Here is a 22,804-nt window from a genome sequence, read left to right as displayed (position 1 = left end):
TTCCTTCCCGTGCCCGTTTCTTGTTCAGGCGATCTTGCCGAAAAATGCGTCGCGGCCGCCGAGGCTGACGGTCCGCCCCGAAGCGTCGAGCGAAGCGGCAAAGCCGCTGCCGTCGAGCGCCGATACCGTCGTCCCGGCCGGAACCGTGAAGCTCGCCGCGGTGCCGGCGAGATTGAAGACGCAGAGGATCTTCTCGCCCTCCGTCTCGCGCACGAAGGCGAGCACGTCGGCGGGCGAGTCGACGAAGGCGATCGAGCCGTCATGCAGCGCCGGATGGGCGCGGCGGAAGGCGATCGCCTGGCGGTAATGCGCCAGTACCGACGCGCGGTCGGCCGTCTCGCGGTTGACCGCCCGCGCCACATGCTCCTGCGGCACCGGCAGCCACGGCTTGGCCGCCGAGAAGCCGGCATGGGCGCCATTCGATTCCCAGACCATCGGCGTGCGGCAGCCGTCGCGGCCCTTGAATTCGGGCCAGAAGCGGATGCCGTAGGGATCCTGCAGATCCTCATAGGCGATATCCGCCTCGGTCAGGCCGAGTTCCTCGCCCTGGTAGAGGCAGACCGAACCGCGCAGCGACAGCAGGATGCTGGCGGCGAGCTTGGCCACGGCGTCATAGTCGCCGTCCGTGGTCCAGCGTGAAACATGGCGGACGATGTCGTGGTTGGAGAAGGCCCAGCACGGCCAGCCATCACCGACGATCGCCTCGAACGCCTTGATCCGATTGACGAAGTGCTCCTTCGTGAAGATCGGGCTCAGGAAGTCGAACGTGTAGCACATGTGCAGCTTGTCGCCGCCGGCGGTATAGGCCGCCATCGTCTTCAGCGAGCGCGGGCCGTCGCCGATCTCGCCGACCGTCGTCTGGCCAGGATAGCGATCGAGCAGCGCGCGCAGGCGCTTCAGGAATTCGAGGTTTTCCGGCTGGCTCTTGTCGTGGATGTGATCCTGCCAGTTGTACGGGTTGACCGCCGGCGCCTCGGGCGAGTTGCGGTCCTCCAGCTTCGACGGCGGATTGTCCTCGAGGCCCTGCGAGTGGACGTAGAAGTTCACCGTGTCGAGGCGGAAGCCGTCGACGCCGCGCTTCAGCCAGAACTCGACGCTGTCGAGCAGCGCATCCTGCGCTGCCTTCGAGTGAAAGTTGATATCCGGCTGCGAGGTCAGGAAATTGTGCAGGAAGTACTGGCAGCGGGTCGTGTCCCACTCCCAGGCCGAGCCGCCGAAGATCGACAGCCAGTTGTTGGGCGGCGTGCCGTCCGGCTTGGCGTCGGCCCAGACATACCAGTCCGCCTTCGCATTGGTCTTGGACGAGCGGCTCTCCTTGAACCAAGCATGCTGGTCGGAGGTGTGCGACAGCACCTGGTCGATGGTGACGCGGATGCCGCGGGCATGCGCCTCGGCGATCAGCTTGTCGAAGTCCTCCAGCGTGCCGAACAGCGGATCGACGGCGCAATAGTCGGAGACGTCGTAGCCGAAATCCTTCATCGGCGACTGGAAGAAGGGCGAGATCCAGATCGCGTCGACACCGAGCGAGGCGATGTGGTCGAGCCGGGCGGTGATGCCCTTCAGGTCGCCGACCCCGTCGCCATCCGTGTCCTGGAACGAGCGCGGATAGATCTGGTAGAGGACCGCGCCGCGCCACCAGTTGGCGTCGGCGGCCAGCGCGGGGGACGCTGCGCCGCCGGATACTGCTTCGTTCATCATCAGCCCTTTACGCCACCGGCGGTCAGGCCGGAGATGATCTTGCGTTGGAAGATGAGCACCAGCACGACCAGCGGCACGGTGACGATCACCGACGCGGCCATGATGTTGCCCCAGGGAATTTCGTACTGGCTGGCGCCGGACAAGAGCGCGATCGCCACGGGCACCGTGCGGGTGGCGTTCGACGAGGTGAAGGTCAGCGCGAACAGGAACTCGTTCCAGGCGGCGATGAAGGCGAGCAGGCCCGTCGTCACCAGCGCCGGCCACATCAGCGGCATGAACACCTTGGTGATGATCACCCAGGGCGTGGCGCCGTCGACGATCGCCGCTTCCTCGATCTCGATCGGCAGGTCCCGCATGAAGGTGGTCAGCACCCACACGGTGAACGGCAGCGTGAAGATCATGTAGGCGAAGATCAGCGCCAGCGGCGTGTTGAAGATGCCGAAGAAGCGGACGATCTCGAACAGGCCGGCGAGCACCGCGATCTGCGGGAACATCGACACCGACAGGATGGTGAAGAGCAGCAGCGAGCGGCCGCGGAAGCGGACGCGGGCGAGCGCGAACGACGCTGTCACCGCAAGCAGCAGCGAGATCGCCACCGTCACCGTCGACACCAGCAGCGAGTTGCCGAGATTGCGGACGAAGCTGCCCTGCGTCAGGACGGCGACGTAGTTGTCGAGCACCAGCGACTTCGGCCAGTAGTCGATCCGGAACAGATCCGTGCCCGATTTGAACGAGGTCAGGATCGCGTAATAGAACGGAAACACCGAGATGAAGACGATGAGCAGGACCAGCGCATAGAAGGCGGTCCGCTTGGCGAGGGTCCAGACCATCAGCGGCCTCCGTCGAAATTGACGCGACCGACGACGATGTAGACCACCGTGATCACCGCGAGGATCAGGAACAGGAAGGTCGCGGCGGCCGAGCCGTAGGCGAACTTGTCGAAGTCGAACAGGTTCTCGCGGGCATAGACCGACATCGTCTTGGTCTGCGAGTTGTTCGGCGTCAGCACATAGATCAGGTCGAAGATCCGGAGCGCGTCGAGCATGCGGAAGATCACCGCGACCATCAGGGCCGGCCGGATCAGCGGCAGCGTCACCTTGAAGAACACCTTGACCGGATGCACGCCGTCGATCTTGGCGGCCTCGTAGATGTCGCCCGGCACCATCTGCAGGCCGGCGAGGATGAGCAGCGCCATGAACGGCGTTGTCTTCCAGATGTCGACGACCAGCACCGCGAGCATGGCGGTGTCCGGATTGGCGGTCCAGGCGATCTTCTGGCTGATGATGCCGAGATTGAGCAGGACGTCGTTGATGATGCCGAACTGGTCGTTGAGCATCCAGCCCCACATCTTGGCGGAGACGACGGTCGGGATCGCCCAGGGGATCAGGATGGCGGCGCGGACGATGCCGCGGCCCTTGAATTCGGCGTTCAGCACCAGCGCGACGATGGTGCCGAAAATGGTTTCCAGCGTCACCGAGACGATGGTGAACTTGACGGTGTTCCAGACGGCGCGCCACCAGATCGGATCGACCAGCAGGCCGTCATAGAGGACCTTGCCGCTCTTCAGCGTCGTGGCCGAGAAATAGTTCTCGAAGCCGATCCATTGCGCCGCCTCGATATTGGCAAGCGAAGCGTCGGTGAAGGAGAAGTAGATGCTGCGCAGCAGCGGCCAGCCGGCGACCAGCGCCAGGACGGCCAGCATGGGCGCCAGGAAGATCCAGGCCGAGCGCACGCGTTGGCGCATCAGGTCCGATCGCACTCCCTCGACCGGCGCGGTAATTGTCTCGGCTACCGCCATGTTCTCGGCTCTCGCTGGTTGGACCGATGCCTCGGTCGTCATCGATGGAAGGTGGCGGGACCTTGCCCGCCACGCAGAAAACCAAAGAGACCGGCCGGAAGCCACTGAGGCTTCCGGCCGGGCTTCTGGATGTTACCAGTTGGCGCCCTTGAGCTTGGTCAGCTTGGCCTCGAGCTGCTCGAGGTTGTCAGCTGCCGAACCGTTGCCGCTCAACGTGTCATGCGTGGCGGTCCAGAAGTTGGACGACACTTCGTTGTACTTGACCTTGGCCGGAGCCGAAGGACGCGGCACGGCGTTCTGGAAGACTTCCTTCCAGCGCGGGATGATCGACTGCTCCTTGGCGATGTCGGCATCGTCATAGAGGGCCTGGATCGTCGGCAGGTTGGAGGCCTTGAGGGCCTTCAGCTTCTGCATCTCGGGCGAGGTGATGAACTTCACCAGCTCGACGGCTTCCTTCGGGCTCTTCGAATACTTCGAGACGGCCAGGTTCCAGCCGCCCAGCGTCGCGGCCGACTTGGCGCCCTCGCCGGAGCCTGCCGGCAGCGGAACGACGTCGAACTTGTCCTTCACCGCCGAGTCGGCGCCATTGCCGAGACCGTAGGCGTAGGGCCAGTTGCGCATGAACACGGCATTGCCGGTCTGCCAGACGCCGCGCGCCTCTTCTTCCTGATAGGCGAGCACGCCCGGCGGCGAGATGGTGTTGACCCAGCCCTTGGCGCGGTCCAGCGCTTCGACGGCCTGCGGGTTGTTGATCGAGATCGAGCCGTCGGCCTCGATGATCTGGCCGCCGCCGTTCGACTTGACCCATTCGAGCGCGTTGCAGGTCAGGCCTTCATAGGAATTGCCCTGCCAGACGAAGCCCCAGATGTCCTTGTTGCCGGCCTCGCGCTCCTTGTCCTGGATCTCCTTCGCGGTCGCCGCGAGCTCGTCCCAGGTCTTCGGCGGCGTCTTGCCGTACTTCTCGAGCAGGTCCTTGCGGTAGTAGAGAGCCGGCGCGTCGGTGAAGAGCGGCATGGCGACGAGCTTGCCGTTCACCGTCTGCGATTCGACGATCGACGGGAAATGCGCGCCGATGACGTCCTTGGTCGCATCGGTCAAATCGAGCAGCTGGTCGGCCAGCTGCGGCGCCCAGATGACGTCGGTCTGGTAGACGTCGATGTCGGAATTGCCGGCGGCGAGCCAGAGCTTGTACTGGCCGAACTGATCGCTCGTCGACGACGGCATCGGCACGATGGTGACCTTGTTGCCGGTCGCCTTCTCGAACAGGTCGAGCTGTTCGCGCAGCACGGCCAGGCCATTGCCGGTGTCGCCCGAGACGATCGACAGATTGGCGGCATTGGCAGCACTGCCCATCAACACGATACCGGCCCCGAAGGCCAGAAGCGCAGAGCGCAAGTTCATTGCAGGAACCTCCCTGAGAGACTGTCCATGACAGAAACTTGGAAACCGGGCCTCGCCAGTGCCTTGCACCCCGAACCGCCAGGCCTCCCGCTTCCAAAGCGCCCTTGGCGAAGGTTGTACCTTCACACTCTCCTCAAAGCGCTTTGAGGGCATTCTCACCGGCAAGCCGCTCCACTGTCAACCCCGACAGCCGACGGGTCGAATGTGCGCTGCAATATGATAATCTTTCAATTTCATACGATAAATCAGCGTAATTTCTTGATTTTCCGGACGCTTTGCTGCCATTGACGGTTTCCGCAGTGCAGCAGGCTCGGCCGGCTCGGGGCGGTTCCGCGACAGCGCGCTTGCCAGGACGATTGAAAGCGCTTTGAATGATTTCGGGAGGATGCTTTTCCACATGAGGCTGAAGGAACTGGCGTCGCACTTGGGATTGTCGCAGACGACCGTGAGCCGGGCGTTGAACGGATATCCCGAAGTCAACGAGGACACGCGACGGCGGGTGCTGGACGCGGCGCGGCGCTATGACTATCGCCCGAACGCCAGCGCGCGCCGGCTCGCCACCGGCCGCTCCGGCGCCATCGGCATCGTCCTGCCGACCGACCGCAACATGCTGCTCGATCCGCACTATGTCGAGTTCCAGGCCGGCCTCGGCGAAAGGCTGATGAAGGACGAGATCGACATCGTGCTGTCGCCGTCCCGTGCCGGCGACGAGATGGCCACCTACCGCCGCATGGCGGTCAGTTCGCGCGTCGACGCCGTGATCCTGTCGAGCCCGGTTGTCGACGACCCGCGCATCGCCCTCCTGAACGAGATCGGCCTCCCCTTCGTCGTGCACGGCCGCTCGCAGACCCGGCACAGCTATGCCTGGCTCGACATCGACAATGAGGGCGCCTTCCGCCATGCCGCCAAGCATCTGCTCGATCTCGGCCACCGGCGCATCGGCCTGATCAACGGCGAGACGCGGCACACCTTCGCCATCGACCGCGAGCGCGGCTTCCGCGCGGCGCTGGCCGACCATGGCATCGCCGCCGACGACCGGCTGATCGCCGAGGGCACGATGAGCGACGAGAACGGCTACCGCGTCACGGCCCGTTTTCTCGCGGAACGCCCTCGTCCGACGGCGCTGCTCGTCTCCTCGATGATGATGTCGCTCGGCGCGCTGCGCGCTATCCGCTCCGCCGGGCTGGTGCTCGGCCGCGACATCTCGATGATCGCCCATGACGACGTCATTCCGTTCCTGAGCCCGGACGCCATGGTGCCCACCATGTCGACGACCCGCTCGTCGATCCGGTCCGCCGGCACGCGCATCGGCGAACTCCTGATGGAAATCATCGCTGACGGCCGCGCCCCCGGCAGCATCCATGAACTGTGGCCGGTGGACCTCGTCATCCGCGGCTCGACCGGTCCAGCGCCCCGGGATTGACCGCGACACCCGATCCGGTGGAAATCACAGCCGGTGATTTGCCCGAGCGGAGTTGAACGCGATGCGCCCCATCCTGGCCGGCCTGCTGCTTCTTGCGGCGGGAGCGCTTTCGACGCCGGCGCAGGCGCAGACGGTGAGCGAAGCGCCCGATCCGATCGACACGGCGCTGGCGGAATGCCTCGGCAAGCCGGAGACCAGCACCAGCCCGGCCATGATCGCCTGCTTCGACACGGCGCGCGCCGCCTGGGAAAAGGAAATGGCGGCCGCCTTCTTCGCCCTGTCGGCGTCGCTCGACGCGCAATCGCGCGCCCTGCTGCGCGGCTCGCAGAAGCAGTGGGAAGGCTTCATGTCCTCCGAGCAGCGCTTCCAGGCGGTACGCCGGGCAAGCGCTCAGGGCGCCAAGCTTTCCGTGACCTTCGCCCGGGAAAATGCCGAGTTGGTAAAGCAGCGGGTGCTGGCGCTGCGCGCCTATCGCGGGATCTAGCCGCGCCGTCTGGCCGCGTTTTCTTGACGCGAATCCGTATCCACTTCGCGCGAAAACGCTCTGGCCGCGCCGTCCGGTCGCCTTGACACGAGCGGCCGATCATCGAACAACCGTTCCATCCTGCCCGCAATTAGAACTGACGGATCAAAAGCAGAATGCCCGCCGCTCCCTTCGCCAACGCCGCCCTGATCGCCGTCGACTGGGGCACGACCCGCTGCCGCGCCATGTTGCTCGATGGCAATGGCGCGGTTCTCGACGAAGCGGACAGCGCGGACGGCATCGGCGCGCTCGGCGGCGCCGGCCATGAGGACGCCTTCAACGCGGTCGTCGCGAACTGGCCCAAGGTGCCGGCGATCATGGCCGGCATGGTCGGCAGCCGGCAGGGCTGGCACGAGGCGGTCTACGTCAATGTGCCGGCCTCGGCGGAAGCGCTCGCGCAGGGGCTGCTCAAGTTCGAGACCTCCGACCACCGGCCGATGGCGATCGTACCCGGGCTCGTGCTGCGCTCGGAAACGCGCGACGGCGACGTCATCCGCGGCGAGGAGACCCAGCTGATCGGCCTGATCGAGGAGGAGCCCGATTTCAGCGGCATCGCCATCCTCCCCGGCACCCATTCCAAATGGGCGGCGATCGAGAACGGTGAGATCACCACGTTCCAGACCTTCCTGACCGGCGAGGTCTTCGAGCTGCTCGCGCGCAAATCGCTGCTGCGCCATTCCGTCGCCGAGGATTCCGACGACATCGCCGGTTCGCCACATTTCGCTCTCGCGGTCCGGCGCAGCGTCCTCGAGGGGCTGCCCTTCCTCGGCGCGATCTTCTCGGTCCGCGTGCGCCAGCTGCTCGACGGCGTCTCCGGCGACGACAATCTCGCCTACCTGTCGGGCCTCGTCATCGGCGGCGAGATCGCGGCGGCGAAGCAGATCGGGCTGCTCGACGCCGAGCGGCCGATCCGCATCATCGGCTCGCGCACGCTCGCCCGCTCCTACGACGCCGCCTTCAAGGTCGCCGGCCACAAGGCCGAGACGCGCGACGGCTCCGCCCTTGTCCGCCGCGGCCTCATCCGCCTCGCCCGCGCCAACGGCCTCCTCTGAGAACGACCTTCGGATAAAGCACCATGACCCATCCCCTCTTCGGCAATCACATTCCGATCATCGCCATCCTGCGCGGCATCACCCCGCCCGAGGCAGATGATGTGTTCGACGCGCTGATCGGCGCCGGCATCACGCTGATCGAAGTGCCGCTGAACTCGCCCGATCCCTTCGATTCCATCGCGGCCATGGTCCGGCGCGCGGCGGGCCGCGCCAAGATCGGCGCCGGCACGGTGTTGACTGAAGACCAGGTCCAGGGGGTCCGGGACGTCGGCGGCGAACTCGTCGTCTCGCCGAACGCCGACCTCGCGGTGATCCGCAAGACCAAGGCGCTGCGCATGGAATCCTACCCCGGCGTGTTCACGCCGACGGAAGCCTTCGCGGCGCTTTCGGCCGGCGCCGATGCGCTGAAGTTCTTCCCGGCCGAGCTGATCGGCACGTCCGGCATCAAGGCGATGAAGGCCGTGCTGCCGAAGCACGTTCCGGTGCTCGCCGTCGGCGGCGCCAACGAGACCAATTTCGGGGATTATATCCAGGCCGGATGCGCCGGCTTCGGCATCGGCTCGAACATCTACAAGCCGGGAATGACGGCTGGCGAAGTGGGCGAGCGGGCACACAAACTGGTTGCAGCCTTCAAGGCTGCAACCATCGTTGCGTAAGCTTACTTTCTCATTAGTCTAATGAGAAAACATATTTGTTTTCAATGACTTGATTCGTATCTATATCGCCCGGCATGCCTGCCGGGCGATTTGTTTCAAATCCCGGCCTAATTTGAAAACCGGGATTTCCGACCATGCGATCACACATGATCGCAGCGCTTCTCTGCGCTGCCTCCTCGCTCGCCATATCCACCGCGGCTCGGGCCGACGCCATCGGACCGACCGTCGAATTCACGCTCGGGGGCGGCCAGGAAAACGGAGCGCTCGGCGGCTTCGACATCTTCCTGCCGTTCGGCTTCGGCGATCGCTCGATCGGCTTCGGCGACATCCGCGGCCACATGAACAACGACCAGATGACCCAGTTCTCCGCCGGCCTCGGCTGGCGCATGAACCTGGATGGCGTCTGGACCGTCGGCGCCTACGGCTATTACGACTATCTGCGCAGCGGCCACGACAACAACTTTCACCAGGTTTCGGCCGGCGCGGAGCTGATCTCGCGCGACATGGTCTTCCGCCTGAACGGCTACCTGCCCTTCGGCGACAAGTACGGCTCCGCCGCCGAGGCGAACGCCGCCCTGATCGAGGCCGGCCGCCTGGTGTTCCGCGCCGGCCAGGAGCGGGCGCTCGCCGGCTTCGACGGCGAGGCCGGCTTCCGCCTGCCGATCTTCGACGCCAAGTCGTCCGCCCAAATGATGCTCTATGGCGGCGGCTACTGGTATGACGGCGACGGCCGGTTCGACGACATCACCGGCGTCAGCGCCCGGGCCGAGCTCTCCTTCTCCGATCTGCCCGGCTTCACGCAGGGCTCGACCTTCAGCGTGTCGGCCGGCCTGACCTACGACAACGAGGACAAGGCCCAGGGCCAGTTCCTGGCCCGGCTGCGCATCCCGCTCGGCAAGGCAGGACCGGCGCTTGCGGCGCGCGATCCGCTGATGCAGCGCGTCGAGCGCGCCAACTTCATCCGCACGCGCGTCGGCGCGACGGGCGACGCGGAAGCGGCGATCTACAAGGATACCGGCAATCTGGTCGGCAATGTCCGCACCATCTCGTCCGCGACCGGCAACGCGGCCGAAATCAACGAGGCGCTCGCCGCCGCCGGCAAGAACGCGCTGATCCTCGCGGACGGCGTGATCCAGCTCAATCAGTCGCTGCTGCTTTCCTCCGGCCAGTTCATCGTCGGCGGCAAGGGCGGCCTGGAAATCGTCGGCGCCCGCAGCGGCGGCGCGGCCACCTTCACGCGCTCCGGCGCCGAGACGAAGCTCGTCGGCAGCAACGCCAACGCCGACGTGCTCGCCATGGCCGACGACAGCGGCGCGGTCGGCCTGTCGATCCGCGGCGGCCGCGACGGCGTTGTCGGCAAGAACGTCGAGAACATCACCCTGCGCGGCCTCGACATCGCCGAAACGGCGAGCCACGGCATCTTCCTGAGCGGCGTCGACGGCGCGCTGATCGAGAACACGAAGATCCACGACCTGACGATCTGCCAGAACAACACCACCTGCGAATTCTCGATCTTCAATCCGAGCCGCAGCGTGCCGAACGCGGCGATCTCGCTGTTCTCGGCCAAGGACGTGACGATCCGCGACGTCGATATCCGCAACACCACCTACGGCATCTTCGCCAATGCCCAGTTCGAGGATAACGACGACTGGCGCTCCTACGCGCCCAATCCGACGACCGGCCTGACCATCGAGAACGTCTCGATCAGCAATACGCGGCGCGAGGCGGTCCAGTTCGTCGGCGTCGAGGACGCGTCGATCCACAAGCTCACGATCGACAACTCCATGGCGCAGCGCACGATGGACCTGATGGTCATGATGTCGTCGACCGGCATCAAGATGGACGACCTGACCCTGATCGGCGGCGTCAATGCGCTGCAGTTCATCGGACCGTCCGGCTTCGCCAAGCCCGCCAGCGACATCCAGGTCTCAAACGTCGTCATCGAAGGCCAGAGCCGCAGCGGCATCATGCTGAACATGGGTTCGAGCGACATCCACTTCTCCAACATCGCCATCCGCGACGTCGCCGACCACGGCATCTATCTCTACGGCCCGTCTCCCTTCTTCGGGATGCCGCTCCAGAATGTCAGCTTCGACAATGTGAAGGTGGAGAGCGCCGGCCAGGAAGCCGTCTATCTCGCCGGCACGCTCGGCAACATCTCCGGCGACATCAAGGTCGGCACGGCGAAGGCCGACTGCGCGGCGGCGACGGGTCAGTGGACGTCGACCGATCTGGTCCAGACGGGCGGCGCGACCTTCTCGGTCGCCGGCACGGTCGTCACCCCCGGCACTTTGTCCGCCAACTGCCGTTGAATAAGGCTGACGAAGCAACCAAGTAGGGTTCACGATCGCGAGAGCGAACGCCTCAAGCGAAAGTGAACCCGCTTGTGACCGACGTCATAAAATCCGCATACTGATCTGTGTAGTATGAGGCCTATGAAGCGAGATCAGGAGAACCGTCATGGACGTTTCCACCGCCTGCTTCCCACGGGAGGCTTCACTCAACGAACTGCTGCATGAGCCGATCATCGCCATGCTGATGGCAAGCGACGGCGTGCATTCCGACGATATCCGCGCGCTCTATCGCAAGATGGAACGCCGGACCGAGACGCGGCGTCCCCGCGATCTCGAGGCGATGGAGCGTTGCTTCATACGGTGAGATGGGCGCGGACGATGTCCGAGCCCATTTCGGATTGCGTGCCCGAGACGACAATCTCACCGCGATCCATCACAGCAAATCGATCGGCCAGTTCATGTGCGAAATCGAAATACTGCTCGACCAGAAGGATCGCCATGGTCCCCTGTGCGCGCAGCCATTCGATCGCACGGCCGATATCCTTGATGATCGACGGCTGGATGCCCTCCGTCGGCTCATCGAGGACGAGCAGCCGGGGCCGCATCACCAGCGCGCGCCCGATGGCGAGCTGCTGCTGCTGACCGCCTGACAGGTCGCCGCCGCGCCGGCTAAGCATATCCTTCAGCACCGGAAACAGATCGAACACGTAATCGGGAATGTTGCGCTCGCGACGCGCGAGCGGGGCATAGCCCGTTTCGAGATTCTCCTTCACCGACAGGAGCGGGAAGATTTCCCGCCCCTGCGGCACATAGGCGATGCCGGCCTTGGCCCGCTCGTGCGGCGCCATGCGGCCGAGCGGCTTGCCCTCCCACAGGATCTCGCCGCCCGCAATCGGCCGCTGGCCGACGATGGCGCGCAAGAGGCTCGTCTTGCCGACGCCGTTGCGGCCCATCAGGCACGTCACCTCGCCGGTCTCGGCCGAGAGCGAGACATGGCGGAGCGCCTGCGCGGCGCCATAGAAGAGATCGACATTCTTCGCTTCGAGCATGATCAGTCCTTTTCGGCTTCCGGCTCCTGCGTCGCCTCCCCCGGCCCCTTCAGCGCGAGGCTCCAGGCGGCGGCGCGGCGTGACGGGCGCTTGGCGTCCAGCGGCGGCCGCTGCGGCGGATCCGGTCCCGGATCCCCAGGCCGCTCGCCGGCGGGCCGCTGCGTCATGGCTAGCGCCCCAGATAGACTTCGATGACCCTGGGATCGGCCGAGACCGCGTCGAGGGAGCCCTCCGAGAGGACGGATCCCTCATGCAGCACGGTCACCTTGACCCCGAGGTCGCGCACGAAGGTCATGTCGTGCTCGACCACCACCACCGATTTGGTTTTCGCGATCTCCTTGAGCAGGATCGCCGTTTCGGCCGTCTCGGCGTCGGTCATGCCGGCCGCCGGCTCGTCGACGAGCAGCAGCTTCGGCTCCTGCGCCAGGAGCATGCCGATCTCCAGCCACTGCTTCTGGCCATGCGAGAGATTGGCAGCGAGCCAGTCGCGCTTGTCGGCAAGACGGATGGTGGCGAGGATCTCCTCCACCCGCGCGATCTCGGCCTTCGAGGTGCGGTGGAACAGCGTGGCAAAGGGTTTGCGGACGCCGGCGAGCGCCAGGTCGATATTGTCCCAGACGGTATGGCTCTCGAAGACAGTCGGCTTCTGGAACTTGCGGCCGATGCCGAGCGAGGCGATCGACGCCTCGTCCATGCGGGTCAGATCGGTATCGCCGGCGAAGTAGACGTCGCCCGAATCCGGCTTGGTCTTGCCGGTGATGACATCCATCATCGTCGTCTTGCCGGCGCCGTTCGGGCCGATGATCGCCCGCATCTCGCCGGGCTCGATCACCAGCGACAGGCCCCGCAGCGCCTTGAAGCCGTCGAAGGAGACGCTGACGCCGTCGAGATAGAGCAGCGAATCCTTGGCCTTGGCGTTCGCGACCTGGGTATTTGCCGTGTTCATGAGGCTCACTCCGCTGCCTGTCCAACGGCGCCCGGCGCCACGACGTCCTCGATCGGCTTCTCCACCGGCTTCTTCCGGTCCCGGGCCAGAAGCGTGCCGACGACGCCCTTGGGCAGGAACAGGGTGACGAGCACGAACAGGCCGCCGAGGACGAAGAGCCAGTATTCGGCCAGCATGCCGCTGGTGAACCAGGTCTTGCCGAAATTGACGAGCAGCGCGCCGACGATCGGGCCGATCAGCGTGCCGCGACCGCCGACCGCCACCCAGATCACCGCCTCGATCGAGTTGGCGGGGGCGAACTCGCCGGGGTTGATGATGCCGATCTGCGGCACGTAGAGGGCGCCGGCGACGCCGGCCATCATGGCCGACAGCGTCCAGACGACCAGCTTGTAGCCCTCGACCCTATAGCCGATGAAGCGGGTCCGGCTCTCGGCGTCGCGGACGGCGACCAGCACCTTGCCGAACTTCGAGGCGATGACGGCGCGACAGATCCAGAAGCCGGCCGCGAGCGCCAGCGCCGAGGCGAAGAACAATGCGCCGCGCGTCGCATCCGCCTGGATGTCAAAGCCCAGAATGTCCTTGAAGTCTGTTAACCCGTTGTTACCCCCGAAGCCCATGTCGTTGCGGAAGAAGGCGAGCAGCAGCGCATAGGTCATCGCCTGGGTGATGATCGAGAGATAGACGCCGGTGACGCGGGAGCGGAAGGCGAACCAGCCGAAGACGAAGGCGAGCAGGCCGGGCACCAGGAGCACCATGAGCGCGGCGAACCAGAAATGGTCGAAGCCGGTCCAGAACCAAGGCAGCTCCTTCCAGTTCAGGAAGACCATGAAGTCGGGCAGGAGCGGATTGCCATAGGTGCCGCGGTCGCCGATCTGGCGCATCAGGTACATGCCCATGGCATAGCCGCCGAGCGCGAAGAAGGCGGCGTGGCCGAGCGAGAGGATGCCGCAGAAGCCCCAGACCAGATCGACCGCGAGCGCCAGCAGCGCGTAGGTCAGGTACTTGCCGAGCAGCGTCAGCACATAGGTCGGCACATGCAACGGGCTCGACGGGTCGGTCGCGAGGTTCAGCACCGGCAGCAGGACGCCGATGCCGAGGATGACCAGGAGGACGATCGAGGTGCGGCGGTCGAGGGCGCGCAGGAGGAAGGCGGTCAGCATCGGGCGAGCCCTTTCGACGTCCGGAGCGTGGGATGGATGCGGGCCACGGCCCATGCGGACATCAAGACACTCATGCCTCCACCGCCCGGCCCTTCAGCGCGAACAGGCCGCGCGGGCGCTTCTGGATGAACAGGATGATGAAGACGAGGACGAGGATCTTGCCGAGCACGGCGCCGGCATAGGGCTCGAGGAACTTGTTGGCGATGCCGAGCGTGAAGGCGCCGACCAGCGTGCCCCAGAGATTGCCCACGCCGCCGAACACCACGACCATGAAGCTATCGATGATGTAGCCCTGGCCGAGATTGGGGCTGACATTGTCGATCTGGCTGAGCGCGACGCCGGCGATGCCGGCAATACCGGAGCCGAGGCCGAAGGTGAGCGCGTCGACCCAGGGCGTGCGGATGCCCATCGAGGACGCCATCGGCCGGTTCTGCGTCACGGCGCGGGTCTGCAGGCCGAAAGACGTCCGCTTCAGGACCAGCATCAGCGCCGCGAACACGACCAGCGCGAAGACGACGATCCACATGCGGTTGTAGGTGATGGTCAAGTTGCCGAGCTCGAAGGCGCCCGACATCCAGGAGGGATTACCGACCTCGCGGTTGTTCGGGCCGAACCAGGTGCGGACCGCCTGCTGCAGGATCAGCGACACGCCCCAGGTGGCGAGCAGGGTTTCCAGCGGCCGGCCGTAGAGATAGCGGATCACCATGCGCTCGATCAGGACGCCGACGAGGCCCGCGACGAGAAAGGCGAGCGGCAGCGCAATCGCCAGCGACCAGTCGAACAGGAACGGCGCATTGTTACGGATCAGTTCCTGCACGACGAAGGTCGTGTAGGCGCCGAGCATGACCATCTCGCCATGCGCCATGTTGATGACGCCCATGACGCCGAAGGTGATGGCAAGGCCGATCGCGGCGAGCAGCAGGACGGAACCGAGCGAGACGCCGTAAAGGATGTTCTGCGCGCCGTCCCAGAGCTGCAACGTGCCGTGGATCGCGGTGATCGCGCTCCCGGCCGCTGCCTTGACCGCACCGTCCGGCGCCGAGGCCTCGATCGCGGTCAGCTGCCCGAGCGCCTCGCGGCCGCCCTTTGCCTGCAGCGCGGCGATGGCGGCGACCTTGTCGGCGTCGGGAGCGTCGGATTTCAGGATCGCCGCGGCCCGCGCCATCTGCAGCGTGGTGGCGATGGCCGGATCCGTCTCCTTGGCGATCGCCTGGTCGAGGAGCGGTATCTGGGCCGGATCGCTGTTCCGGAACATGTCGGCGGCCGCGGCGCGGCGCTTGGCCGGATCGGCGCTCATCAGCGTCAGCGAGCCGAGCGCGGATGTCACCGCCTCGCGGACCGCGTTGTTGACCTTGATCTTCTCGACGTCGCGCGAACCGGCCGTGCCGGCATCGGCGCCGGTGAGCGGATCCTTCAGGCTGAAGCCGCCATCGGCCTTCACGGCGGTGAACACCGCGCGGTCGGATTTCCGCACATAGAGATCGCCGGCACCGAGCGCCTGCAGCACGGGCGCCACGGCCGGGTCGCCGCTCGCGCCGAGCGCGCCGACGGCATCCTTCAGCGCCGCGTAGCCGGTCTTGCCGAGCCCGTCGACCAGCGGCTTCAGATCGTCCGCCCGGGCCGGCAGCGCGGCGACGAGGACGAGAGCCAGGACGGCGAGAAGGGCCTTGAAACGTTGGATCATGTCGACCACGGATTTGTCCTCGGTATCTGGACAGGAGCTGGCGGGCCGTCCGTCGGTCGGGGCCCGCGCAAACGCGGCGGAGAGTTCGTCCTTGTCCGACCCCTCCCCGAAAACGCGAAGGGCGTTTTCGACCCTCCCTCAAGGGGAGGGTTCAAGCGGAGCACGACCCGGCGATCCGGTCTCGCGATTCACCAGCCTCGCGAAACCGCTCCGCCCTGAACCCTCCCCTCGAGGGAGGGTCAAAACCGGCATGGCCGGTTTTGGGGAGGGGGTATCTTCCCCCCGATGTAGCGCGCTTTAGAGGCCAGTCCGGGAGGCGGACGCGCCGCCTCCCGTCTTCTCGGGCTTTCCGGCGGAGGTCAGGAACCCTTGCCGCCGCACTTGCCGGTTGCGACGTTGAAGTTGCCGCAGGACATCGGGGCGCGCCAATCGGAGATCAGGTCCTTCGAGTCGGGCAGGTAGTCGGACCACTCGTCGCCGACGACCAGGCCCGGGGTCTGCCACACGACGTCGATCTGGCCGTCGTCCTGGATCTCGCCGATATAGACGGGCTTGGTGATGTGGTGGTTCGGCATGATGGTGGAGAAGCCGCCGGTCAGGTTCGGCACCGAGACGCCGATCAGGCCGTCGATCACCGCGTCGGACTGGGTCGTGCCGGCCTTCTCGACCGCCTTCACCCAGGCGTTGAAGCCGATGACGGTCGCTTCCATCGGGTCGTTGGTGGTGCGCTTGTCGTTGCCGATAAAGGCGCGCCACTTCTTGATGAATTCCTCGTTCTCCGGCGTGTCGATCGACTGGAAGTAGTTCCAGGCGGCGAGATGGCCGACGAGCGGCTTGGTGTCGATGCCGGCCAGCTCTTCCTCGCCGACCGAGAAGGCCACGACCGGAATATCGGTCGCCTTGATGCCCTGGTTGCCGAGCTCCTTGTAGAACGGCACGTTGGCGTCGCCATTGACGGTCGAGACGACGGCGGTCTTCTTGCCGGCCGAGCCGAACTTCTTGATCGCGGCGACTTCGGTCTGCCAGTCGGAGAAGCCGAACGGCGTGTAGTTGACCAGGATGTCCTCGGCGGCGACGCCCTTCGACTTCAGATAGGCTTCGAGGATCTTGTTGGTGGTGCGCGGATAGACGTAGTCGGTGCCTTCGAGCACCCAGCGCTTCACGGCGCCGCCTTCCTCGCTCATCAGATAGTCGACGGCCGGGATCGCCTGCTGGTTCGGCGCAGCGCCGGTGTAGAAGACGTTCCGCTCGCTCTCCTCGCCCTCATACTGGACCGGATAGAACAGGATCGAGTTCAGCTCCTTGAACACCGGCAGCACCGACTTGCGCGAGACCGAGGTCCAGCAGCCGAACACGACCGAAACCTTGTCCTGGCTGATCAGCTCGCGCGCCTTCTCGGCGAAGAGCGGCCAGTTCGAGGCCGGGTCGACGACGACCGCCTCGAGCTTCTTGCCCAGCACGCCGCCCTTCTTGTTCTGCTCGTCGATCAGGAACAGGACGGTGTCCTTCAGCGTCGTCTCGGAAATCGCCATCGTGCCCGACAGCGAATGGAGAACGCCGACCTTGATCGTGTCCTCCGCGGCGATGGCGCCAACCGTTCCGGCGCCGATCATGGCGGCCGTCGCGATCGCGCCGACGATGCGGCTCATGTAGCTCATCGGTATCCATTCCCCCTGCTGGCCCCTTTCCGCGACATTTCCTGCCGGGCGGAGCGGTTGCGTTCGACCATCGCGGAACGGGATCGGCGGGATATCCGGCGGGTCGCCGGGCCGATCGCGTTCTTGGGGGAAGTCTCGGCAGTTTTGGCAGTGCAGCATATACGTCGATTGACGTAGGTCGGCGGGAGGGGCTGGGCGGGGGGCTGCCGAGACGACGGCGGGGCCTTCGCCTCTGCCATGGGGAGGGAGGGCTCTCCACCTCGTCTCACCCTCCGCCGTCATCCTCGCGAAGGCGAGGATCCATACAGCCTGAGGCCAACGTTGTTGCGCTCCAACGACCGGCAACCCGGCTGGAATGGATCCCGGCTCGGAGGCCGGGATGACGGCGACCGTGGGGCTGGCGTCGTGCGAGCAAGCTCAATGAGGATGTTGGCGTGTCGCCCACTTCCCGTCCCAGAAAAAGCTCCGTCATTCCTGCGAAAGCAGGAATCCATACAGCCTGAGGCTCACGTCGTTGCGCACCAACAACCGGCAACCCAGCTGAATGGATCCCGGCTCGGGGGCCGGGATGACGGCGAGCGTGGGGCTGGCGTCTTGCGAGCAAGCTCAACGCCGACGCCGACGCGCGGCGCACAGTCCGTCTCCCTCCCCCGCGCGCGGGAGAGGGTTGGGGTGAGGGTCTTCCTGCCCCCAAAATCGCCCCCGCCCATCTTGCGCCGCAGCGCGGGATCGCGCATCTTCGCTTAATTAGTAGGCACGCCCAGAAGATGAGCAGAGACGCGATGACCGGACGACAGCGGATCCTCCCCGTCCGCCGCGACTACAATCGCTGGGTCGCCAACCAGACGCTGGAGGACTACGCGCTCCGCTTCACCGCCAAGAGCGCCCGGCGCTGGACCACGCCGCGCGTCGCGCAGACGGCGATCGGCGCCATTTCCTTCCTGGCGCTGGAGGCGGTCGGCGGCGCGATAACGCTGTCGCACGGCACGATGACCACCCTCTACGCGACCGCGATCGTCGGTATCGTGCTCTTCCTGACCGGCCTGCCGATCGCCCGCTATGCGGCGCGCTACGGCGTCGACATCGACCTGCTCACCCGCGGCGCCGGCTTCGGCTATATCGGCTCCACCGTCACATCGCTGATCTACGCCACCTTCACCTTCATCCTGTTCGCGATCGAAGCCTCGATCATGACGACGGCGCTGGAGATCGCCTTCGGCATCCCGATCTGGCTCGGCTACATTTTGAGCGCGGTCATCGTCATCCCGCTGGTGACGCATGGCATCACCTGGATCAGCCGCTTCCAGCTCCTGACCCAGCCGCTCTGGATCATCCTCAACATCCTGCCGGTCGGCTTCATCCTCTGGCAGGATTCCGGCTCCCTCGCCTCCTGGTTCGCCTTCGAAGGCCTGGCGCCGACGACGGCGGGAAACGGCATCGGCCTGGTCTCGCTCGGCGCCGCCTGCTCCGTCATCCTCGGCCTGATGCCGCAGATCGGCGAGCAGGTCGATATCCTGCGCTTCCTGCCGGCCCAGGGCCTTGAAGGAAAACGTGGACGTATCGCGACGCTGCTCGCCGGCGCCGGCTGGATCCTCGTCGGCGCGCCGAAGCTCCTGTTCGGCTCCTTCCTCGCCGTGCTGGCGCTCCGGCACGGCGTGCCGGTCGAGCATGCGGCCGAGCCGGCGCGGATGTATGTCGTCGCCTTCGGCTACGTGCTGCCCTGGCCCGATGCGGCACTGTTCCTGACCGCCGCCTTCGTCGTCGTCTCGCAGCTGAAGATCAACGTGATGAACGCCTATGCGGGCTCGCTCGCCTGGTCGAACTTCTTCTCGCGGCTGACGCACAGCCATCCCGGCCGCGTCGTCTGGCTGCTCTTCAACGTCGCGATCGCGCTGCTCCTGATGGAGCTCGGCATCTACCAGGCGCTGGAGCAGACGCTCGGCCTGTTCTCCGTGGTCGCTGTCGCCTGGCTCGGCACCATCGTCGCCGACCTCGCCATCAGCAAGCCGCTCGGCCTGTCGCCGCCGGGGATCGAGTTCAAGCGCGCCCATCTCTACGACATCAACCCAGTCGGCGTCGGCGCGATGGCGATCGCCACCTTGCTCGGCCTTGGCGCGGCGGTCGGCCTCGCCGGCGCGGTGGCGCAGGCCTTCGCGCCGTTCATCGCGCTCGGCGTGGCGCTGGTGGCGGCTCCCCTGATCGCCTGGGGCACGGGCGGCCGCTACTACCTGGCGCGAAAGCCGCGCGCGCACTGGCATACGATCAAGGAGATCCGCTGCACGGTCTGCGAGCACTATTTCGAGCCGGAGGACACCGCCTATTGCCCGGCCTATTCCGGGCCGATCTGCTCGCTCTGCTGCTCGCTCGACGCCCGCTGCCACGACCTCTGCAAGCCGCATGCGCGGCTGCAGAACCAGGTCAGCATCGCCGCCGCCGCTGTGCTGCCGACGGGGCTCGCCAAGCGCATCAGCCCGCGCATCATCCACTATGCCGGCGTGCTGACCCTGTTCATGGCGGTGATCAGCCTGGTGCTGCTGCTGATCCACGTGCAGGCGACCTCCTATCGCGGCGTGCACGAGAGCGGCTTTGGCGACATCATCGGCCAGACGCTCTGGGCGGCCTTCTTCATCCTCTTGATCGTCTCCGGCATCGCCGCCTGGTTCCTCGTGCTCGCGAACGAGAGCCGGCATGTGGCGCAGGAGGAATCAGCGCGGCAGACGACGCTGCTCTTGCGCGAAATCGAGGCGCACCGGAAGACCGACGCCGAGCTGCAGCGGGCCAAGGAAGTCGCCGAATCCGCCAACCAGGCGAAGAGCCGCTATCTGGTCGGCCTCAGCCACGAATTGCGCACGCCGCTCAACGCCGTCTTCGGCTATGCCCAGATCCTGGAGCGCGACGAGACCATCCCGCGCGAGCGGCAGGGCAATATCAGCGTCATCCGCCGCAGCGCCGAGCACCTCTCCGGCCTGATCGACGGGCTCCTGGAGATCTCGCGCATCGAGACCGGCCGGCTGCGGTTGCAGCGCGACGAGATCCGGCTCGGCGATTTCCTCGATCAGCTCGTCGACATGTTCCGCTTCCAGGCCGAGGCGAAGGGCCTCGCCTTCCGCTTCGAGCGGCCGGAGCAACTGCCGGAGGTGGTGGCGACCGACGAGAAGCGGCTGCGCCAGATCCTGGTCAACCTGCTCTCCAACGCGATCAAGTTCACGGATCAGGGAGGCGTCACCTTCCGCCTCGCCTATCGCAGCCAGATCGCGACGCTCACCGTCGAGGATACCGGCCCCGGCATCGCCGCCGAGGATCTCGACCGCATCTTCGAGCCGTTCGAGCGCGGCAGCGGCGCGCAGGCGCTGGCAGCCCCCGGCACCGGGCTTGGGCTGACGATTACCAAGATGCTGGCGCAGCTGATGGGCGGCGACATCCGGCTCACCAGCCGGCCCGGCGCCGGCAGCCGGTTCGAGGTGCGCGTCATGCTCACCGCCATCGACCGGCCGGCGCCGCTGCCGCCGCCGGCCAAGCGGGTGTTCGGCTACCAGGGCCAGCGCCGCGTCATCCTCGTCGCTGACGACGACCAGGATCATCGCGAGCTGGTGCGGCAGATCCTGGAGCCGCTCGGCTTCACCGTGCTCGCCGTCGCCGATGGCCCCGCCTGCCTGGCGCTGACGGCCGACATAAGGCCCGATCTCTTCCTGCTCGACATCTCCATGCCCGGCATGACCGGCTGGGAGCTGGCGCGGCGGCTTCGGGAAGGCGGCCACGCCGCGCCGATCGTCATGCTGTCGGCGAGCCTCGGCGAGATGCAGCCAGAACCGGCCGAGGACGCCCATGATGCCGCGCTGCCGAAGCCGTTCGACATGCGACAGCTGCTCGACCGCATCCAGGCGCTCTTGCAGCTCGACTGGATCGACGAGCCGCCGGCGCCTCGCATCGAGGTCGCGGCGCCGCTGCGCAGCCCCGGCGCCGACCATGTGCGCGAGCTTCTCGATCTCGGCCATATCGGCTATGTCCGCGGCATCGAGGCAAAGCTGGAAGCGCTTTCGGCCGAGACGGACAACCAGCCCTTCGTGGCGGTCTTACGCGGGCATCTCCGGAACTTCGATTTCGACCGCTACCAGGCGACGCTGGAGGAAGTGAGCGAGCATGAGTGAGACGACGCATGGCCGCGACATCGTCCTCGTCGTCGACGATTCGCCCGAGACGCTGAGCTTTCTGACCGAGGCGCTGGAGCGCGCCGGCGCCACCGTGCTGGTCGCGACCTCCGGCGCGCGGGCGCTGACGCTGGTCGAGCGGATCACCCCCGACATCGTGCTGATGGACGCGGTCATGCCCGGCATGGACGGTTTCGAAGCCTGCCGCCGGCTCAAGGCGAACACGGCGCTCGCGCATGTGCCCGTGATCTTCATGACCGGCCTGTCGGAGACGGAGCATGTGCTGGAGGGGCTGGAGGCGGGCGGCGTCGACTATGTCACCAAGCCGATCGTGCTCGACGTGCTGCTCGCCCGCATCCGCGTCCACCTCGCCAATGCCCGCACGGCGCAGAGCGCGCGCCTGGCGCTCGACACGGCCGGGCGCTATTTGCTCGCCGCCAACCGCGAGGGCGAGATCCGCTGGTGCACGCCGCAGGCGGTCAAGCTGCTCGAAGCGACGTTGCCGAACTGCGACGGCCATATCCGCCTGCCGGAAAGCATCCGCGTCTGGCTGCGCGTCTCGGCCGGCGAGCGCGGCGGCACCACCCAGCCCGGGCCGATCCCTGTCGAGGGCGGAAGGCAACTGCAGCTCGCCTTCCTCGGCAAGACCGGCGAGGACGAGTTCCTGTTCCGCCTGTCGAGCGAGGACGACAGCGGCCAGGAGGCGCTGCTGCGCCGCCAGTTCACCGTCACGCAGCGCGAGGCGGAGGTGCTGCTCTGGATCGCGCGCGGAAAATCGAACCGCGACATCGCCGAGATCCTCGGCCTGTCGCCGCGCACGGTGAACAAGCATCTGGAGCAGGTCTACCAGAAGCTCGGCGTCGAAAACCGCGCCTCGGCAGCGGTCACCGCTTTGTCGGCGCTCGGCGAGGGTTGAGCTCAACCTTCCCCTCGCCCTGAGGGCCACCGGCCTATGGGCACCGTCGCCCCGGCGGAGGCCGGGGCCCATGAACACCGTCCAGGAAAGCTTGGCCTCCGCCTATCGACCACAGGCCGGTGTGTCTGGATCCCGGCCTTCGCCGGGATGACGGCGGAGGGCGGCACGGCCTGATGAGCCGATGCTCGTGCCATCTCAACATATTGACGGCGCTGTTGTGCAAGGCTCTCCCTCAGGGAGAGGTGAAGGAGCAGGCACGGCCCGTGTGACCGCCATCACAAACGCGCTAGCCATGACAAATTTCCATTCATTCCAAAACACTTAGCGTTGTGCGCCGGCGGCGGGCACCGCTTTACGGCGAGGGGCGCGGCCCGTAGACTGCGGCGGATTGGGCGGCG

18 protein-coding genes are annotated in these 22,804 nt (G+C 66.2%); 8 read left to right on the top strand and 10 right to left on the bottom strand.

What is annotated here, in order from left to right; genetic code table 11:
* Positions 1–24: 24 nt before the first annotated feature.
* The 4 genes from bglA to AC6HZP_RS04405 form a co-directional block, all read right to left on the bottom strand.
* The gene (gene bglA / locus AC6HZP_RS04420; protein WP_497526735.1) at positions 25–1,695 is read right to left on the bottom strand and encodes a beta-galactosidase BglA; all 1,671 of its coding nucleotides are present in this window, start codon (positions 1,693–1,695) and stop codon (positions 25–27) included.
* A 2-nt stretch (positions 1,696–1,697) separates the two neighbouring features.
* Complete coding sequence (locus tag AC6HZP_RS04415) at positions 1,698–2,528, bottom strand: carbohydrate ABC transporter permease (protein WP_201402430.1); 831 nt, start codon at positions 2,526–2,528, stop codon at positions 1,698–1,700.
* Positions 2,528–3,496, bottom strand: coding sequence for a carbohydrate ABC transporter permease (locus AC6HZP_RS04410; RefSeq protein ID WP_497525550.1), 969 nt, complete (start codon positions 3,494–3,496; stop codon positions 2,528–2,530). Before AC6HZP_RS04410 ends, AC6HZP_RS04415 begins: the two co-directional genes overlap by 1 nt.
* 132 nt (positions 3,497–3,628) lie before the next feature.
* Positions 3,629–4,897, bottom strand: coding sequence for an ABC transporter substrate-binding protein (locus AC6HZP_RS04405; protein WP_201402428.1), 1,269 nt, complete (start codon positions 4,895–4,897; stop codon positions 3,629–3,631).
* 397 nt (positions 4,898–5,294) lie between these two features.
* On the opposite strand from AC6HZP_RS04405, the gene AC6HZP_RS04400 reads away from it, so the two are divergent.
* The 6 genes from AC6HZP_RS04400 to AC6HZP_RS04375 all read left to right on the top strand — a co-directional run bounded on the left by AC6HZP_RS04400 (position 5,295) and on the right by AC6HZP_RS04375 (position 11,209).
* Positions 5,295–6,320 (top strand): substrate-binding domain-containing protein, encoded by a 1,026-nt coding sequence (locus AC6HZP_RS04400; protein WP_201402427.1) that lies wholly within the window; start codon positions 5,295–5,297, stop codon positions 6,318–6,320.
* Between the two features lie 61 nt (positions 6,321–6,381).
* Entirely contained in the window at positions 6,382–6,804 is a 423-nt protein-coding gene (locus AC6HZP_RS04395) for a lysozyme inhibitor LprI family protein (protein WP_497525549.1), read from the top strand.
* Positions 6,805–6,959: 155 nt separating this feature from the next.
* Positions 6,960–7,895: a 2-dehydro-3-deoxygalactonokinase gene (locus AC6HZP_RS04390; protein ID WP_201402425.1), complete on the top strand. Its 936-nt coding sequence runs from the start codon at positions 6,960–6,962 to the stop codon at positions 7,893–7,895.
* Positions 7,896–7,918: 23 nt separating this feature from the next.
* Positions 7,919–8,551, top strand: coding sequence for a 2-dehydro-3-deoxy-6-phosphogalactonate aldolase (locus AC6HZP_RS04385; protein WP_497525548.1), 633 nt, complete (start codon positions 7,919–7,921; stop codon positions 8,549–8,551).
* 146 nt (positions 8,552–8,697) lie between these two features.
* On the top strand, positions 8,698–10,863 hold the full coding sequence (locus AC6HZP_RS04380; protein WP_497525547.1) for a right-handed parallel beta-helix repeat-containing protein: 2,166 nt from the start codon (positions 8,698–8,700) through the stop codon (positions 10,861–10,863).
* Between the two features lie 148 nt (positions 10,864–11,011).
* On the top strand, positions 11,012–11,209 hold the full coding sequence (locus AC6HZP_RS04375) for a hypothetical protein (protein WP_201402422.1): 198 nt from the start codon (positions 11,012–11,014) through the stop codon (positions 11,207–11,209).
* On the opposite strand, the gene urtE is transcribed toward AC6HZP_RS04375, so the two are convergent.
* From urtE to urtA, 6 genes are all read right to left on the bottom strand, one after another.
* Positions 11,199–11,894 carry an urea ABC transporter ATP-binding subunit UrtE gene (gene urtE / locus AC6HZP_RS04370; protein WP_497525546.1) on the bottom strand — a complete coding sequence of 232 codons (696 nt, stop codon included), beginning with the start codon at positions 11,892–11,894 and terminating at the stop codon, positions 11,199–11,201. The two genes, AC6HZP_RS04375 and urtE, sit on opposite strands and share 11 nt — an antisense overlap.
* A gap of 2 nt (positions 11,895–11,896) precedes the next feature.
* Complete coding sequence (locus AC6HZP_RS04365) at positions 11,897–12,061, bottom strand: hypothetical protein (RefSeq protein WP_497525545.1); 165 nt, start codon at positions 12,059–12,061, stop codon at positions 11,897–11,899.
* 2 nt (positions 12,062–12,063) lie between these two features.
* Positions 12,064–12,840 (bottom strand): urea ABC transporter ATP-binding protein UrtD, encoded by a 777-nt coding sequence (gene urtD, locus AC6HZP_RS04360; protein ID WP_497525544.1) that lies wholly within the window; start codon positions 12,838–12,840, stop codon positions 12,064–12,066.
* A 5-nt stretch (positions 12,841–12,845) separates the two neighbouring features.
* Entirely contained in the window at positions 12,846–14,000 is a 1,155-nt protein-coding gene (gene urtC, locus AC6HZP_RS04355; protein WP_497525543.1) for an urea ABC transporter permease subunit UrtC, read from the bottom strand.
* A gap of 70 nt (positions 14,001–14,070) precedes the next feature.
* Positions 14,071–15,684 (bottom strand): urea ABC transporter permease subunit UrtB, encoded by a 1,614-nt coding sequence (gene urtB, locus AC6HZP_RS04350; RefSeq protein WP_497526734.1) that lies wholly within the window; start codon positions 15,682–15,684, stop codon positions 14,071–14,073.
* A gap of 359 nt (positions 15,685–16,043) precedes the next feature.
* Positions 16,044–17,333: an urea ABC transporter substrate-binding protein gene (gene urtA, locus AC6HZP_RS04345; RefSeq protein WP_497526733.1), complete on the bottom strand. Its 1,290-nt coding sequence runs from the start codon at positions 17,331–17,333 to the stop codon at positions 16,044–16,046.
* 791 nt (positions 17,334–18,124) lie between these two features.
* Here urtA and AC6HZP_RS04340 point away from each other — a divergent pair.
* Together AC6HZP_RS04340 and AC6HZP_RS04335 are read left to right on the top strand one after the other, a co-directional pair.
* Positions 18,125–21,490: an ATP-binding protein gene (locus AC6HZP_RS04340; protein ID WP_497525542.1), complete on the top strand. Its 3,366-nt coding sequence runs from the start codon at positions 18,125–18,127 to the stop codon at positions 21,488–21,490.
* Positions 21,483–22,406 (top strand): response regulator, encoded by a 924-nt coding sequence (locus tag AC6HZP_RS04335; RefSeq protein WP_497525541.1) that lies wholly within the window; start codon positions 21,483–21,485, stop codon positions 22,404–22,406. Before AC6HZP_RS04340 ends, AC6HZP_RS04335 begins: the two co-directional genes overlap by 8 nt.
* Positions 22,407–22,804: the final 398 nt, after the last annotated feature.

Source organism: Kaistia sp. SLG-1, from assembly GCF_059699055.1.
The sequence above is the reverse complement of the archived record's forward strand: the minus strand, read 5'-3'. Positions and strand labels throughout refer to the sequence as shown.

Coding starts and splice junctions, on each gene's coding strand:
- bglA (WP_497526735.1), bottom strand. CDS start 1,695: ATGAACGAAGCAGTATCCGGCGGCGCAGCGTCCCCCGCGCTGGCCGCC.
- AC6HZP_RS04415 (WP_201402430.1), bottom strand. CDS start 2,528: ATGGTCTGGACCCTCGCCAAGCGGACCGCCTTCTATGCGCTGGTCCTG.
- AC6HZP_RS04410 (WP_497525550.1), bottom strand. CDS start 3,496: ATGGCGGTAGCCGAGACAATTACCGCGCCGGTCGAGGGAGTGCGATCG.
- AC6HZP_RS04405 (WP_201402428.1), bottom strand. CDS start 4,897: ATGAACTTGCGCTCTGCGCTTCTGGCCTTCGGGGCCGGTATCGTGTTG.
- AC6HZP_RS04400 (WP_201402427.1), top strand. CDS start 5,295: ATGAGGCTGAAGGAACTGGCGTCGCACTTGGGATTGTCGCAGACGACC.
- AC6HZP_RS04395 (WP_497525549.1), top strand. CDS start 6,382: ATGCGCCCCATCCTGGCCGGCCTGCTGCTTCTTGCGGCGGGAGCGCTT.
- AC6HZP_RS04390 (WP_201402425.1), top strand. CDS start 6,960: ATGCCCGCCGCTCCCTTCGCCAACGCCGCCCTGATCGCCGTCGACTGG.
- AC6HZP_RS04385 (WP_497525548.1), top strand. CDS start 7,919: ATGACCCATCCCCTCTTCGGCAATCACATTCCGATCATCGCCATCCTG.
- AC6HZP_RS04380 (WP_497525547.1), top strand. CDS start 8,698: ATGATCGCAGCGCTTCTCTGCGCTGCCTCCTCGCTCGCCATATCCACC.
- AC6HZP_RS04375 (WP_201402422.1), top strand. CDS start 11,012: ATGGACGTTTCCACCGCCTGCTTCCCACGGGAGGCTTCACTCAACGAA.
- urtE (WP_497525546.1), bottom strand. CDS start 11,894: ATGCTCGAAGCGAAGAATGTCGATCTCTTCTATGGCGCCGCGCAGGCG.
- AC6HZP_RS04365 (WP_497525545.1), bottom strand. CDS start 12,061: ATGACGCAGCGGCCCGCCGGCGAGCGGCCTGGGGATCCGGGACCGGAT.
- urtD (WP_497525544.1), bottom strand. CDS start 12,840: ATGAACACGGCAAATACCCAGGTCGCGAACGCCAAGGCCAAGGATTCG.
- urtC (WP_497525543.1), bottom strand. CDS start 14,000: ATGCTGACCGCCTTCCTCCTGCGCGCCCTCGACCGCCGCACCTCGATC.
- urtB (WP_497526734.1), bottom strand. CDS start 15,684: ATGATCCAACGTTTCAAGGCCCTTCTCGCCGTCCTGGCTCTCGTCCTC.
- urtA (WP_497526733.1), bottom strand. CDS start 17,333: ATGAGCCGCATCGTCGGCGCGATCGCGACGGCCGCCATGATCGGCGCC.
- AC6HZP_RS04340 (WP_497525542.1), top strand. CDS start 18,125: ATGACCGGACGACAGCGGATCCTCCCCGTCCGCCGCGACTACAATCGC.
- AC6HZP_RS04335 (WP_497525541.1), top strand. CDS start 21,483: ATGAGTGAGACGACGCATGGCCGCGACATCGTCCTCGTCGTCGACGAT.